Annotated in this window: 11 protein-coding genes, 1 pseudogene and 1 riboswitch; of the genes and pseudogenes, 1 reads left to right on the top strand and 11 read right to left on the bottom strand. The window is 60.1% G+C overall.

Features of this window, described 5'->3' with window-relative positions; genetic code table 11:
- Positions 1-39 precede the first annotated feature (39 nt).
- The 9 genes and pseudogenes from parC to AC1D2P_RS04445 form a co-directional block, all read right to left on the bottom strand.
- The gene (gene parC, locus AC1D2P_RS04485; RefSeq protein WP_109785431.1) at positions 40-2,307 is read right to left on the bottom strand and encodes a DNA topoisomerase IV subunit A; all 2,268 of its coding nucleotides are present in this window, start codon (positions 2,305-2,307) and stop codon (positions 40-42) included.
- 7 nt (positions 2,308-2,314) lie between these two features.
- A complete protein-coding gene (locus AC1D2P_RS04480; protein WP_046028379.1) occupies positions 2,315-2,839 on the bottom strand; it encodes a retropepsin-like aspartic protease family protein in 525 nt (174 codons plus the stop codon).
- Positions 2,836-3,825 (bottom strand): esterase-like activity of phytase family protein, encoded by a 990-nt coding sequence (locus AC1D2P_RS04475; protein WP_109785430.1) that lies wholly within the window; start codon positions 3,823-3,825, stop codon positions 2,836-2,838. The genes AC1D2P_RS04480 and AC1D2P_RS04475 overlap by 4 nt, the downstream gene beginning before the upstream one ends.
- Entirely contained in the window at positions 3,825-5,729 is a 1,905-nt protein-coding gene (parE, locus tag AC1D2P_RS04470) for a DNA topoisomerase IV subunit B (RefSeq protein WP_109785429.1), read from the bottom strand. The genes AC1D2P_RS04475 and parE overlap by 1 nt, the downstream gene beginning before the upstream one ends.
- Positions 5,730-5,770: 41 nt before the next feature.
- Positions 5,771-6,379 (bottom strand): YqiA/YcfP family alpha/beta fold hydrolase, encoded by a 609-nt coding sequence (locus AC1D2P_RS04465; protein WP_046028375.1) that lies wholly within the window; start codon positions 6,377-6,379, stop codon positions 5,771-5,773.
- A gap of 188 nt (positions 6,380-6,567) precedes the next feature.
- Positions 6,568-6,786: pseudogene (locus AC1D2P_RS04460) on the bottom strand (DUF6124 family protein); the annotation flags it as partial.
- A gap of 969 nt (positions 6,787-7,755) precedes the next feature.
- The gene (gene cpdA / locus AC1D2P_RS04455) at positions 7,756-8,571 is read right to left on the bottom strand and encodes a 3',5'-cyclic-AMP phosphodiesterase (protein ID WP_109785428.1); all 816 of its coding nucleotides are present in this window, start codon (positions 8,569-8,571) and stop codon (positions 7,756-7,758) included.
- 99 nt (positions 8,572-8,670) lie between these two features.
- A complete protein-coding gene (locus tag AC1D2P_RS04450) occupies positions 8,671-9,123 on the bottom strand; it encodes a DUF1249 domain-containing protein (protein ID WP_046028368.1) in 453 nt (150 codons plus the stop codon).
- Entirely contained in the window at positions 9,114-9,731 is a 618-nt protein-coding gene (locus AC1D2P_RS04445) for an NUDIX domain-containing protein (RefSeq protein WP_109785427.1), read from the bottom strand. Before AC1D2P_RS04445 ends, AC1D2P_RS04450 begins: the two co-directional genes overlap by 10 nt.
- 228 nt (positions 9,732-9,959) lie before the next feature.
- Between AC1D2P_RS04445 and AC1D2P_RS04440 the strand changes: the two genes are divergently transcribed.
- Positions 9,960-10,706 carry an RsiV family protein gene (locus AC1D2P_RS04440; protein ID WP_109785426.1) on the top strand — a complete coding sequence of 249 codons (747 nt, stop codon included), beginning with the start codon at positions 9,960-9,962 and terminating at the stop codon, positions 10,704-10,706.
- Here the strand turns inward: AC1D2P_RS04440 and cytX are convergent.
- Positions 10,675-11,967, bottom strand: coding sequence for a putative hydroxymethylpyrimidine transporter CytX (cytX, locus tag AC1D2P_RS04435; protein ID WP_046028362.1), 1,293 nt, complete (start codon positions 11,965-11,967; stop codon positions 10,675-10,677). The two genes, AC1D2P_RS04440 and cytX, sit on opposite strands and share 32 nt — an antisense overlap.
- A gap of 158 nt (positions 11,968-12,125) precedes the next feature.
- Positions 12,126-14,015: a phosphomethylpyrimidine synthase ThiC gene (gene thiC, locus AC1D2P_RS04430; RefSeq protein ID WP_046028360.1), complete on the bottom strand. Its 1,890-nt coding sequence runs from the start codon at positions 14,013-14,015 to the stop codon at positions 12,126-12,128.
- Positions 14,016-14,178: 163 nt separating this feature from the next.
- Positions 14,179-14,284: riboswitch (TPP riboswitch) on the bottom strand.
- Positions 14,285-14,421: the final 137 nt, after the last annotated feature.

Genomic DNA, 14,421 nt, shown 5'->3' with positions numbered 1-14,421 from the left:
ATCTACGCGTTAAATCGTAGATCGAGGCCTCTAGGACGCTTAATTGAGGTTTTCGACGAGCAGCGCATCTACCCTCTGAAAGCCCCGTGGCAACTTGTTACCACGACGCCCACGCTCACCTTTGTAGTGTTCGAGGTCGTCCACTTTCAGTGACAAGGTACGTTTTCCAGCCTGCAGCACCAAAGTGGCACCCTCCGGCAGAACGGCGATGTCCGTCACATATTCTTCGCGATTGGCCACACGCTCACCGGTGATCCCGATGATCTTGTTGCCTTTGCCCTTCCCTAATTGTGGCAGGTCGCTGATCTTGAAGATCAGCAGGCGACCTTCGGTCGTCACCGAAGCCAGCCAGTTGTTCTCGCGATCGGCCACCGGGCGCGGAAGAATGACCTTCGAGTTGCTCGGCAGGCTCAAGAGTGCCTTGCCGGCCTTGTTCTTGGCCTGGAAGTCTTCACCTTTGACCACGAAGCCATAACCGGCGTCGGAGGCAATCACGTACAGCGAATCATCTTCCGGCATCAGCACGCATTCGAAGCTTGCGCCTGGCGGTGGCGTCAGACGACCGGTCAGCGGTTCGCCCTGGCCGCGAGCCGACGGCAGGGTGTGCGCCGCCACTGAATAACTGCGCCCGGTGGAGTCGATAAACACCGCAAACTGGTTGGAGCGACCGGCCGCCAGCGCCTTGAACCCGTCCCCGGCCTTGTAGGAAAGCCCCGTGGCGTCGATTTCGTGCCCCTTGGCCGAGCGAACCCAGCCTTTTTCCGACAGCACGACGGTCACTTTCTCGTTCGGCAGCAGATCGTGCTCGGTCAGGGCCTTGGCCTCGGTCCGCTCGACGATCGGTGAACGACGGTCGTCGCCATAGGTTTCGGCGTCCTTGATCAGCTCGGTGCGCACCAGCTTTTTCAGCTTGGTTTCGCTGCCCAGCAGGGCTTGCAGCTTGGCTTGCTCCTTGAGCAACTCATCCTGCTCGTCACGCAGCTTCATCTCTTCCAGTCGTGCCAACTGACGCAAACGGGTGTCGAGGATGTAGTCGGCCTGGATTTCGCTCAGGGCGAAACGCGCGATCAGGGCGGCTTTTGGATGCTCCTCGGTCCGGATAATGTGAATCACTTCATCCAGGTTGAGGTAGGCAATCAACAAACCGTCCAACAGGTGCAGGCGACGTTCGACCTTGTCGAGGCGGAATTGCAGGCGACGACGCACGGTCTGAACCCGGAACTCCAGCCACTCGACCAGCAGCGCGCGCAGGTTTTTCAGCTGCGGCTTGCCGTCCAGGCCGATGATGTTGATGTTGACCCGGTAGCTCGACTCCAGCTCGGTGCTGGCGAACAGGTGCTGCATCAGTGCGTCGTGGTCAAAGTTTTTGCGTGCGCCCGGAATGATCACGATCCGGCACGGGTTTTCGTGGTCGGATTCGTCGCGCAGGTCAGCGATCTGCGGCGCCTTGGACGGCTTGGCCTGCATCATCGCGGCGATCTGTTCCAGCACCTTGGCACCGGAGACCTGATGCGGCAGCGCGGTCACGATGATGTCGCCATCTTCGATGTGGTACACGGCGCGCATACGCACCGAGCCCTTGCCGGTTTCGTACATTTTCAGCAGGTCGGCGCGCGGGGTGATGATTTCCGCTTCGGTCGGATAATCCGGGCCCTGGATGTGTTCACAGAGCTGTTCGACCGTGGCTTTGGGCTCATCGAGCAAACGCACGCAGGCTGTCGCGACTTCGCGCAGATTATGCGGCGGCACGTCAGTGGCCATGCCCACGGCGATGCCGGTGGTGCCATTGAGCAGGATGTTCGGCAAACGTGCTGGCAACACCAGCGGCTCGTCGAGGGTGCCGTCGAAGTTCGGGCCCCAGTCCGCAGTGCCCTGGCCCAGTTCGCTGAGCAGCACTTCGGAGTAACGGGACAGGCGCGCCTCGGTGTAACGCATGGCCGCGAACGACTTGGGATCATCCGGCGCACCCCAGTTACCCTGACCGTCGACCAGCGTGTAGCGGTAGCTGAACGGCTGGGCCATCAGGACCATGGCTTCGTAGCAGGCCGAGTCGCCGTGCGGGTGAAACTTGCCGAGCACGTCACCGACGGTACGCGCCGATTTCTTGTGCTTGGAATCGGCGTCCAGCCCCAACTCGCTCATCGCGTAGATGATGCGCCGCTGTACCGGTTTCAGGCCGTCGCCGATATGCGGCAAGGCACGGTCCATGATCACGTACATGGAATAATTGAGGTAGGCATTTTCGGTGAAGTCAGCCAGTGACCGGCGTTCTACACCGTCCAGGCTGAGATCAAGGGAGTCGCTCATGCGGGCCTCATCGGTTCGTTGTCTGGCGCAGCAACATGGTGCCACCGCGCTGGGTAAATTCAAGTTTGTTCAGTGCACTCATGCCGAGCAGCACCTGTTTGCCTTCCAGTCCTGGCGCGACCAGCGCGCGAACATCACGCAGCACAATATCGCCCAGTTGCAGCCGGTCGATGCGGGTGCGGTAGCCCTCGCTCAGACCATTGGCCGTGCTCAGGGTCACCCCGAAGCCTTGTTCCAGTTTCAGCCCTTCGGCCACGCTGGCCGGAATCGACACATCCGTCGCCCCGGTATCGAGCATGAAATCCACCGGGTGGCCGTTGATTGCGCCGCTGGCCACAAAATGCCCTTGGCTATTGCTGACCAGCTTTACTTCGATAAAACCTTCACCCTGTTCCGAGCTGACCACCACATTGGGGTTTTGCTGGCGCTCCTCCCATTGCCCGAAAAACCGTGTCGCCAGAAACAGCGCGGCACACCAGGCCAGCACCAACATGACCCGGCCGGCGCGTTTGCCCGGTGTTTGCTGGCTCACGGCTTGGCGCTCCAACCACCTTCAGGCGCGGCGAAGCGCCAGACCACCGGGCGACTTTCGCCATCGGCGCGAGCACCGTTGTTGTTGTCGACACCGATCCAGACACCGTCAGCGTCCACGACCAACGCTTCTTCCAGCCCATAGTTCTGTGGATAACGACGGTTGGCCTGCAGCAGTTCTGCCGCATACGACCAGCAACGCTCGACTTTCACCGTTTGCAGATCGCGGCGGCAAATCTGGTACGCGTTGCGCTCAAGGGTGAACAGTTTGCCGTTGAACAACGATATATCGGAAAAATCCCGAGATACCGGTTTGGCATTGGGAAATTGCGGCGGCTGCATTTCCATGCCCGCCTCGCTCAGCAGCACACAGCCACCGTCGCAGTCCCATACCGTTTGTTTGCGCTTGATCGTCAACAATCCGCGGCTTTGGCGCTCGGCAGCGAACCACATCTGATCACCCGCCGGATTGATCGCCAAACCCTCGAACAGTGCATTGAATTGCAACAGCATGCCACTGGCCCGCGCTTCGCGAACCAGCATCGGCGAAATGTTCAGCCAGGTCGCCGGCCCCGTGAGCGGCACTTGCAGGACGGCCGCATGGCTTTCGCTGACAATGTAGCGATTGCCGGCGCCGTCACAGGTAATGGCTTCGAAATCCAGGTCGCCGCCACGTACGAAAGACGCCGCCCAGGCCCGCGAACGCAAGCCCCAGGGCAAACCGCTGTCCGGCACCGGCGGCACACCGATGCGCACGGTTTCAGCCTGCCAGACCGTGTCGCGGGTATCGAGACGGTAGATTTGATCGTCGTCGCGATCGGAAACTGTCCACAGGTCTTTGCCGCACTGAGCCAGCCCCGACAGGTTGCCGCCGGGCATGCCGTCAATCGGATGCTCGGCGACCACGCGCAACTCTGGTGCCGGTTCGGCAGAAGCCAAAACCGGGGTCAGCAGTAACGCACACGCCAGGGCAAAGCCAAGCCGCATCAACCAAGAACCTCGGCCAGGTTGCCCTTGGATTCGAGCCAGGACTTGCGGTCACCGGCGCGTTTCTTCGCCAGCAGCATGTCCATCATTTCCGAGGTCGCCTCGAAGTCTTCCAGCGTCAGTTGCACCAGGCGCCGAGTGTTCGGGTCCATGGTGGTTTCGCGCAACTGCGGCGGGTTCATTTCACCCAGGCCTTTGAATCGGGTGACCTGCGGCTTGCCGCGTTTCTTCTCGGCGACCAGACGATCGAGAATGCCATCGCGCTCGGCTTCGTCCAGGGCGTAGTAAATCTCTTTGCCCAAGTCGATACGGTACAGCGGCGGCATCGCGACGTAGACATGGCCGGCATCGACCAGCGGGCGGAAATGCTGGACGAACAAGGCACACAGCAACGTGGCGATGTGCAGACCGTCGGAGTCGGCGTCGGCGAGAATGCAGATTTTGCCGTAACGCAGCTGGCTAATGTCTGCGGCGCCCGGATCGACGCCAATGGCCACGGCGATGTTGTGCACTTCCTGGCTGGCCAGCACTTCGCTGCCGTCGACTTCCCAGGTGTTCAGAATCTTGCCGCGCAACGGCAGGATCGCCTGAAACTCTTTGTCCCGTGCTTGCTTGGCGGAACCGCCGGCGGAGTCACCTTCCACCAGGAACAGCTCGGAACGCATCGGGTCCTGCCCAGCGCAATCGGCCAGTTTTCCCGGCAGCGCCGGCCCTGCGGTGATGCGCTTGCGTTCGACCTTCTTGCTCGCCTTGAGACGACGGCCGGCGTTGTTGATCGCCAGTTCGGCCAGCAGCATGCCGGTTTCCGGGTTGGCGTTGAGCCACAGGCTGAAGGCGTCCTTGACCACACCGGAAACGAACGCCGCCGCTTCACGGGACGACAGGCGTTCTTTGGTCTGGCCGGAAAATTGCGGTTCCTGCATTTTCATCGACAGAACGAAGGCGATGCGCTCCCACACGTCTTCCGGCGCCAGCTTCACGCCGCGCGGCAGCAGGCTGCGGAATTCGCAGAACTCACGCATCGCATCGAGCAAGCCCTGACGCAAACCGTTGACGTGGGTGCCGCCCTGGGCCGTCGGAATCAGGTTGACGTAGCTTTCCTGAACCGCGTCGCCACCTTCCGGCAGCCACAACAGCGCCCAGTCGACCGCTTCTTTATTACCGGCCAGGCTGCCGCAGAACGGTTCGTCCGGCAGGCGTTCGAATTCGCTGACGGCGTCTACCAGGTAGGAGCGCAGGCCATCTTCGTAATGCCATTCGACTTTTTCACCGGTGGCTTTGTCTTCAAAACTGACCAGCAACCCCGGGCACAGAACAGCCTTGGCCTTGAGCACGTGCTTGAGGCGGCTGATGGAGAATTTCGGCGAATCGAAGTATTTCGGGTCCGGTGCGAAGAACACGCTGGTCCCGGTGTTGCGTTTACCGACCGTGCCGATCACTTCCAGCTCGGTTTTCTTGTAACCATCGGCGAACGTCATCTGGTATTCGTTGCCGTCACGCTTCACGCGTACCCGGACTTCGGTCGACAAGGCGTTGACCACCGAAATACCCACCCCGTGCAGACCGCCGGAGAACTGGTAGTTCTTGTTGGAAAACTTGCCGCCCGCGTGCAGCTTGGTGAGGATCAGCTCGACCCCGGAAACACCCTCTTCAGGGTGAATGTCCACCGGCATGCCACGGCCGTCGTCACTGACTTCCAGGGAATGATCGGCGTGCAGGATGACTTGCACCGAGCTCGCATGCCCGGCCAAGGCTTCGTCGACGCTGTTGTCGATGACTTCCTGGGCGAGGTGGTTCGGCCGACTGGTGTCGGTGTACATGCCGGGGCGTTTGCGCACCGGGTCGAGGCCCGAGAGGACTTCGATGGCGTCTGCGTTATAAGAGCTAGCGCTGGGAGTGGCCATGGGGTCTCGTCGTCAAATGTTCGTGAAATAGAGGCGACAGTTCACAGTGCTGTGAAATCGATCGCCTGATACAAATCTGCGCCGATACCGGCAAAACTCAACATTGCCGGCAGTTGTGCGGCAAAGCCCTGGAAACTATGGTCGCCGCCGGCCTGAATGCGCAAGGCACAGGCTCGGTAATACTGCTGGGCCAGGCGATAGTCCAGCGTTTCGTCGCCGGTCTGCAACCACACCTGATACCGCTGCGGGTCTTGGGGCGCCGGCACTTCCAGCTCGGCCAGGGCCGTCACGTGGTCGTGGGTCATTTCCCAAGTCTCATCGGTATACAGGTTTTTCTGCGTTCCCAGGAACCCGTCGAACATCCGGTGCGGACTGACGGCAGGGTTGATCAGCAAAGCCTTGAGGCCATGGCGCTCGGCCAAGTGAGTGGCATAGTAGCCGCCGAGTGAGCTGCCGACCAGCAGTGGCCGCCCCAGCTCTTCAATCGCCTGCTCCAGCTGACCGATGGCTTCGCGTGGGTGGTGGTGCAAGGCCGGGACACGCAGTTGATCGCTCAAGCCCAGCCGGTCCATCACTTGCATCAACTGCGTAGCCTTTTTTGAGGCCGGCGCGCTGTTGAAACCGTGGATATAAAGGATCGAACCGGACATTTGAGCTCCCTGTGCGTCGGGTAAAGAGGCGCAGTTTACAGGGAGATGGGGGGATCGGGGATATCCTCGGGATTCGAGGTGTTTGTACTGACGCCTTCGCGAGCAAGCCCACTTCCACATTGGATTGGTGTCGTAGACAAATCCCCTGCGGGATCCTGCTCGCGAAGAACGATGACTCGGTCCAACAGTTACGTCGGGTCGACGTTATCCAGCGCCCGATTCACCGCCAGTTCGGCCAGCATGACCAGCTGCTGAATTGCCATCGCCGTATGCCGGTCAGGCCCAAGCAGACGCGCCGCAAAATCRCCGGCCATCACACTCGCCGAAGCCAGTGATTCACAGGAATGGGCCAAAAGACTTTCTGTGTCCATGTCGGGGACGATCATGTACATCGTGCTGGGTTTGCGGGTGGGGGGATTGGGAGTTGGTTTGAACATAGCAGTACTCCAGAGGAAGAGTGGAGCCACTTACAAATTACCGCGAAGCCATTTGGGTGGCAGCTGTACGCAGGTTCGCGGACCGATCCTCTGGCAACTCGGCATACCCGAAGGTATCCCGCGCACAGCCGCCATGACACGAAACGACAGACAGCCAAAAGCGCTGTCGTTAGGCGGGGGCGAATATGCCTGAGAAACGGGCCGCGAAGCCCGATCGCTGAATATGCCAGCGACAGGCAAAAGGCTAGAGATGCCACGTCCGACGGGCACCTGAAAACTTCGTGGGAAGGTTCTGAAATTTTTGCTGACCATTAAACAGCGCCGCCAGTGAGCCCGCCTTCGCGAACAGGCTCGCTCCTACAGGGAATGATGTACATCGGCTAGAAATTGGTCGGCTGTCAGGCCGCCATCGCTGGCAAGCCAAGCTCCCACAGGGGATTGGTGTACATCAGCAAGATATCGGTCGGCTGTCAGGCCGCCATCGCTGGCAAGCCCGGCTCCTACAGAGAATGGGTACATCTGCAAATGACTGGTCGGCTGTCAAGCCGCCATCGCTGGCAAGCCATGCTCCTACAGGAATGAGTACACCGGCCGCTTCTCACCACTCATCAGGCCGAGCGTTAGCTCGCCTACAGCTCTTGATCTTGATCCACCCGCCCCTTCGGGAGGCTGAGTGGAGGTGTTCATCCGGGGAGTGGCGCGCAGCGCCGTTCGACGCAGTCGAACACGCTGCATGTAGGTCGAAGCGAAGCCGACCGGAGGGCAGTGTCCCCGGATGGATACCGGAGCGAAGGAACGCCGAGCCCTAGCGAGGGGCCGGACGCTCGGGGCGAGCCTTTTTTTGCTTACTTTTTTTTGGCGTTTGAAAAAAAAGTGAGTCGCCGTAAGGGCGAAACCGCCAGCCGCCGTTACCGCAGAAACGGATATGCCCTCAAAAACTCAGTAGCCGCTGGAACCGTAATCAACCTGAAAATCAAACCCGGTGACCCGTTCGACACCGGTTTCGATCCGCCCATCCGGCAACAGCCGCAACCAGCGATACCCCGGCGCCTGTTCCCCGACCTTGAAATCATCGCTCCCCGGCTCGAACTGAATGCAGGTCGAAGGCGAGGCGATCAGCCGAACACCGTTACGCAGTTGATCGATCTCTTGATGCACATGCCCCCACAAAACCGCCCGCACCTGCGGAAAACGATCGAGCACCGCAAACAATGCCTCAGGGTTGCGCAGCCCGATCGGCTCCATCCAGGCACATCCGATCGACACCGGATGATGGTGGAAGCAGACCAGATGATGCCGATCCGGCGCCTCACTCAGTGATCGAACCAGCAACTGCAACTGCTCATCCTGCAAATAGCCCGGCACTGAACCCGGCACGGCGGAATCCAGCAGCGTGACCCGCCAATTGGCGACGTCCACCACCGGCTCCAGCAATGCGCTCTGCACTGCGGCCTCGGCCATGATCATCGGTTCATCGTGATTGCCGGGAATCCAGCGCGCCGGGGCGTCGAGTTGCCGTGTCAGGTCGCGAAATAGCTGATAAGACTCCAGCGTTCCGTCCTGGGAGAGATCGCCACTGGCAATGATCAAGTCGATATGCGACTGCTGAAGCTGCACCAATTCGATCACTTTTTGCAGGCTGTCCCGGGTGTTCATGCCCAGCAATGTCCCGTCCGCTTCGGCGAACAAATGGCTGTCGGAGAGTTGCACCAGCAACGCCGGATCGGCGGTGGTCAATGTGGATACGCTCGGCAAGGCGTTCTCCCAGGGCTGAATCACGGGGGTGGATAGGTGCCGCAATTATGCTGGGGGACGCTCAAAAGGGGAAACTTGTGAACCTGACGCAGTTCACAACTACCGCACAACAGCGTACTCGTGCCCACAGGCCAGGCAATGGCTCAGCCATTCGCCCAGAAACATATTCAACTGGGCTTTTTCGTCCGGCTGATGCATCGAGGCGTTCGGGTAAGGATAGACACCACGAAATCGCCGGGCATGTTCGGCGCTGACCACTTCGGCCATGCAGGCGTCGTGATAGACCTGCACTTCCAGTTGCGGTACCGGCAGCCAGGGCAGGCTGTGTTCCTGGCGCACTTGCAGGGTCGTGGTGTACGGACAGACCTGCACCACTTCCAGCGCCAGCACGCCGAGCATCTGTTCACCGTGAGTCACGGCAATGCGCCGCGCCGCCGGCTCGTCGCGCATGTCTGGCAACAGTCGCATCAAGCGTGCGTAGTTGGCCTCGCAGGAAGCTTGCAGCCCCGCAAGGTCCACCCGATAACGATCGCGCAGCTTGTTTACGACCATAACCCCCTCACTTCAGCGCGGTTTAAAGCTAACCATTGCAAGGCAATGATGCTGGCCGCGTTGGCAATTCGTCCGTCACGCACGGCTTGCAGGGCATCTTCGAACGCCCAGACCGTGACGCGGATATCTTCAGCTTCTTCCTCCAGCCCATGCAGGCCGCCGACCCCGGTGGTTTCGCAGCGCCCCAGGAACAGGTGCACAAACTCGTTACTGCCGCCCGGCGACGGGAAATAGTTGAGCATCGGCCAGAGCGCCCCGAACACAAGCCCAGCTTCCTCCTGCCCCTCACGGTGAGCAACTTCTTCCGGCACTTCTTCCTTATCGATCAGACCAGCGACCAGTTCGATCAGCCACGGGTTGTCGGTCTTGCCCATGGCGCCGACGCGAAACTGCTCGATCAGCACCACTTCGTCGCGCTGCGGATCGTACGGCAGTACGCATACCGCATCGTGGCGAACAAACACTTCACGATCGATTTCGCGACTCATGCCACCGGCGAACAGTTCGTGGCGCAAATGCACACGGTCGAGCTTATAAAAGCCTTCGTAGCATTTTTCGCGCCGCACGATATCCACGGCGGTCGGAATGGCGTTGGCAAAATCAGTCATGACAATCCTCTTTACTGCAAATCCGTTACGAGGTTCCTTTTTGTGACTTGCAACCTCGACTTCGCGCCATCCTAACGCGCCCGCGACATTTGATGCAGCCCCTTTCCCGTCAGCGGGATAGACGGTGAGGGCGAAACCAACTCTAATTAGCTTAGTGGCGAACTGACTGCTTCGTTGATAGTCGAAGCGGATAACTTTTTGCCTTCCCCTGTTTTACAAAGGACGCCCATGTCGCTTTTTAAAATCGCCTCCGTGGCCGCAATCGCCCTGACGCTGGGCGCCTGCCAGAGTCTGTTTCAGCCCAACTACCGGGCGCCGCTGGAAACGACCCGCGATGCCGCCGAAACCCTGAAACCGGGTTGCACCACCCCCGATTGCCCGCTGGTGAACATCGATACCGTGCACTTTCCCGCCGAACCGCAATTGGACGGCATCGTCGAAAAACGCTTGCTGCTATTGACGCGCACCTCACCGGACGCCCCGGTGGCACTGACGCTGGCAGCCTATCGCGATGAGTTTTTGCGCACGGCCAGCCCGCGCACCAGCAGCTATTTGCAAGCCAAGGTACGTGAGCAGCATGACGGCTTGGTGATCGTCGAGTTTTCCAGCTACCTGGATACCGGCGGCGCGCATGGCACGCCGGGCCGCAGCTTTATCAACTATTCACGCCAGCAGCACAAAGTGCTGACGCTGTCGGACATGCTGGTTCCGGGTCAGGAAGAGGCGTTCTGGAAGGCGGCACAAGTCGCGCATAACAGCTGGTTGATCAGCACCAAGCTCGATCAGGAACCGGAGTTCGTGAAGAGCTGGCCGTTCCAGAAAACCCAGAACGTGGCGCTGACCTACGGCGGGGTGATCCTCAAGTACGAAACCAGCACCATTGCGCCTTACGCGCTGGGCCATATCGAACTGAAGATCCCTTACCCACGCCTGAACGGCATCATCAAGCCCGAGCTGTTTCCCGGCCGTAACTGAAGGCTCGGCCCAATACCAGTTGCAGTAGCCCTGCCAGAATCAATGACGGCAGGGTTGCACCGATGTCCGGATACAGATTGGCCAGCAAATGATAGGTGCTCACCCCGCCCAGCCAGGCGAGCAACGCCGGCCAGCGCAATGCGGCTGACGCGACTTGGGCACTGCGTTTGCGCAGGATGAAGTGATCCACCAACACCACGCCGAACAGCGGCGCAAACACCGAACCGATCAACAGCAGGAAATTCTGGTACTGGGCCAGCGGCGCCAGGCAGGCGATCAGCGTGCAGATCACGCCGATGGCCAGCGCCAGATGCTCGACTTTCAAGCGCAACAGAATCCCGCTGGAAACGGCCGCCGAGTGAATATCGGCGAAGGCGTTTTCCGACTCGTCCAACAGGATAAGCAGCAGCGGAATACCCAGGCCGGCACCGGCCAACGCCAACAGCAAGGCATTCACTTCACCACTCGGCGCGAACGCCAGGGTGTAAGCCACGCCCAGGCTCATCAGCCAGAAATTACCAATAAAGAAGCCAATGGCCGTGCCACCGAACACGTTTTTCGCACGCTTGCCGAAACGCGAGTAGTCGGCAATCAGCGGTAGCCACGACAGCGGCATCGCGATAGCGATGTCGAAGCCCACGGCGAACGGCATCGAACCATCGCCGGCCTGCGCCCACAAAGCGGCCAGATCGGCTTTGGCAAACAGGTTCCAGGTCAGCCAGATGCACGCCGCCAGCAACAGCCAGATGCCCCACTTGCGCAGGATTTGCCGTACGAATGTGAGTGGCCCGCTGACCGCCAGCAAGGTCGCCAAGGCGCCGAAGAACAAAGTCCAGAGCAGTGGATTCGACAGCAGGCTGCCTTCGCTGAACGCCCGCGCACCCAACAGGCTGGCGGCGTCGCGCATGACGATGATTTCGAACGAGCCCCAACCGATCAGTTGCAGCAGGTTCAGCACGGCCGGCAGGCTCGCGCCACGCTTGCCGAGGCTGAGCTTGAGCGCGGCCATGGACGACAGGCCCGTGTCGCTGCCGATCACGCCGACCGCAGCCAGCAGCAGAACGCCGACCAGCGTGCCGAGGAAGATGGCCAGTAACGAACCGGACAGACCCAGGCCTGGCGCCAGCAGCGCACCGGTCTGGAGCACCATCAGGCCAATGCCGAGGGAGAACCACAGGGAAAACAGATCGCGCCCGCCGAAGACACGCTTGTCGGTCGGCACGGCGATATCGGGAGAATAGGTACTGGGTTGAATGCTCAAGGGTGTTATCTCAGAGGGACATTTGTTGTTGTGTTGATCATCGAACCTATAGGAGCAAGGCTTGCCCGCGATGGCGATCTCGAGGACGCCATCGCGGGCAAGCCTTGCTCCTACAAAAAAACAGCGCCAGCCTTGAGAGACCGGCACTGCCGGTCAGATCAAACCTTCTTGTACAGCTGACTGCCTTCCTGCTTGAACCGCTCAGCCTGATCCGCCAACCCTTGGGCGACGTCGGCATCAACGGTGTCGATCCGCTGGTTGGCCGCGTATTCGCGGACTTCCTGAGTGATCTTCATCGAGCAGAATTTCGGCCCGCACATGGAGCAGAAGTGCGCGACCTTGGCCGAATCCTTCGGCAGGGTTTCATCGTGATACGAACGGGCAGTGTCTGGATCAAGGCCCAGGTTGAACTGGTCTTCCCAGCGGAATTCGAAACGCGCCTTGCTCAAGGCATTGTCGCGGATCTGTGCGCCCGGATGCCCCTTCGCCAGATCGGCGGCATGCGCGGCGATCTTGTAGGTGATGATCCCGGTCTTCACGTCATCCTTGTTCGGCAGGCCCAGGTGTTCCTTCGGCGTGACGTAGCACAGCATCGCGCAACCGAACCAGCCGATCATCGCCGCACCGATACCCGAAGTGATGTGGTCATAGCCTGGTGCAATGTCGGTGGTCAGCGGGCCGAGGGTGTAGAACGGCGCCTCGTCGCAGCATTCCAGCTGCTTGTCCATGTTCTCTTTGATCAACTGCATCGGCACGTGGCCCGGGCCTTCGATCATGCACTGCACGTCGTGCTTCCAGGCGATTTTGGTCAGCTCACCGAGGGTTTCCAGCTCTCCGAATTGCGCGGCGTCGTTGGCGTCGGCAATCGAGCCCGGACGCAGGCCATCACCCAGCGAGAAGCTGACGTCGTAAGCCTTCATGATTTCGCAGATGTCTTCGAAATGGGTGTAGAGGAAGTTTTCCTTGTGGTGCGCCAGGCACCACTTGGCCATGATCGAACCGCCACGGGAAACGATGCCGGTCACACGCTTGGCGGTCAGCGGCACGTAACGCAACAGGACGCCGGCGTGGATGGTGAAGTAGTCAACGCCCTGCTCGGCCTGTTCGATCAAGGTGTCGCGGAACAGCTCCCAGGTCAGGTCTTCGGCAGCGCCGCCGACTTTTTCCAGGGCCTGGTAAATCGGCACTGTACCGATCGGCACCGGCGAGTTGCGGATGATCCACTCGCGGGTTTCGTGAATGTGTTTGCCGGTGGACAGGTCCATGACCGTGTCCGAACCCCAGCGAATGCCCCAGGTCAGTTTCGCCACTTCTTCTTCGATGGACGAACCCAAAGCGCTGTTGCCGATGTTGCCGTTGATCTTCACCAGGAAGTTACGGCCGATGATCATCGGTTCCAGTTCGGTGTGGTTGATGTTGGCCGGAATGATCGCGCGACCACGGGCGATTTCGTCACGCACGAATTCGGGAGTGATGATTTTTGGCACGCTGGCACCGAAGCTGTGGCCGGCGTGTTGCTGGTCCAGCAGGCCGGCAGCGCGAGCCACTTCCAGCTTCATGTTTTCGCGGATGGCGACGTATTCCATCTCGGCGGTGATGATGCCTTTGCGGGCGTAGTGCATCTGGCTGACGTTGGCGCCAGCCTTGGCGCGGCGCGGGTTGTTGACGTGAGCAAAACGCAGCTTGGTCAGCTCGGCATCGGCGAGGCGTTCCTGACCGAAGTTGGAGCTCAGGCCCGCCAGGCGCTCGGTGTCGCCACGGGACTCGATCCATGGCGAGCGCACATCGGCCAGGCCTTTGCGCACGTCGATGATGACGTTGGGGTCGGTGTACGGGCCCGAGGTGTCGTACACAACCACCGGCGCGTTGATCTCGCCGCCGAAGTCCGTCGGGGTCACATCAAGGCTGATTTCGCGCATCGGTACGAGGATGTCCGGACGAGAGCCCTGGACATAGATTTTTTGCGAGCGGGTAAACGGCTGAACCGATTGTTGATCGACTTGGGCCGAATCACTCAGGTTCGTTATGTTTTTTGGTTTTATCGTCATCACGGGCTCTCCGAACACATCCAGGCAGTGGATTTTTGTCGGAGCGAACCTGTAAACGAATGGACGCACGTGCGCTGGGAAAACCAGCTGTGCTGTGCTCAGTGCTCGAGGGGTGTTCGATTGTCGAACAACATCCCGGACGAAGCACAAGAGGACTCGCCGGGTGACGAGAAATCTTGTTCCCTACGCAGGCGCTAACCTGATCAGGTTCAACGGGATCCGAAATTATTCGATCTCAGCCTCATAGCAAGGCACCCCGACAAGAACCCGGCCAGTCTAGACACAACCGGCAAAGAACGCCAACACCGCTGCAAACACCATGATGAATGGCGCATACAGGATTGTTGCCGCCCTCGTGCACAACTACACTCGCTACGCCGAGCCATGCATTGACGTGGTACGAGCC

Source organism: Pseudomonas sp. P1_F1_2 (assembly GCF_056405815.1).
The sequence above is the reverse complement of the archived record's forward strand: the minus strand, read 5'-3'. Positions and strand labels throughout refer to the sequence as shown.

Bases quoted from the DNA above. Each gene is read 5' to 3' on its own strand.
- AC1D2P_RS04445 (WP_109785427.1), bottom strand. From the start codon at position 9,731: ATGACTGATTTTGCCAACGCCATTCCGACCGCCGTGGATATCGTGCGG.
- parC (WP_109785431.1), bottom strand. From the start codon at position 2,307: ATGAGCGACTCCCTTGATCTCAGCCTGGACGGTGTAGAACGCCGGTCA.
- AC1D2P_RS04440 (WP_109785426.1), top strand. From the start codon at position 9,960: ATGTCGCTTTTTAAAATCGCCTCCGTGGCCGCAATCGCCCTGACGCTG.
- AC1D2P_RS04465 (WP_046028375.1), bottom strand. From the start codon at position 6,379: ATGTCCGGTTCGATCCTTTATATCCACGGTTTCAACAGCGCGCCGGCC.
- parE (WP_109785429.1), bottom strand. From the start codon at position 5,729: ATGGCCACTCCCAGCGCTAGCTCTTATAACGCAGACGCCATCGAAGTC.
- AC1D2P_RS04475 (WP_109785430.1), bottom strand. From the start codon at position 3,825: ATGCGGCTTGGCTTTGCCCTGGCGTGTGCGTTACTGCTGACCCCGGTT.
- AC1D2P_RS04450 (WP_046028368.1), bottom strand. From the start codon at position 9,123: ATGGTCGTAAACAAGCTGCGCGATCGTTATCGGGTGGACCTTGCGGGG.
- thiC (WP_046028360.1), bottom strand. From the start codon at position 14,015: ATGACGATAAAACCAAAAAACATAACGAACCTGAGTGATTCGGCCCAA.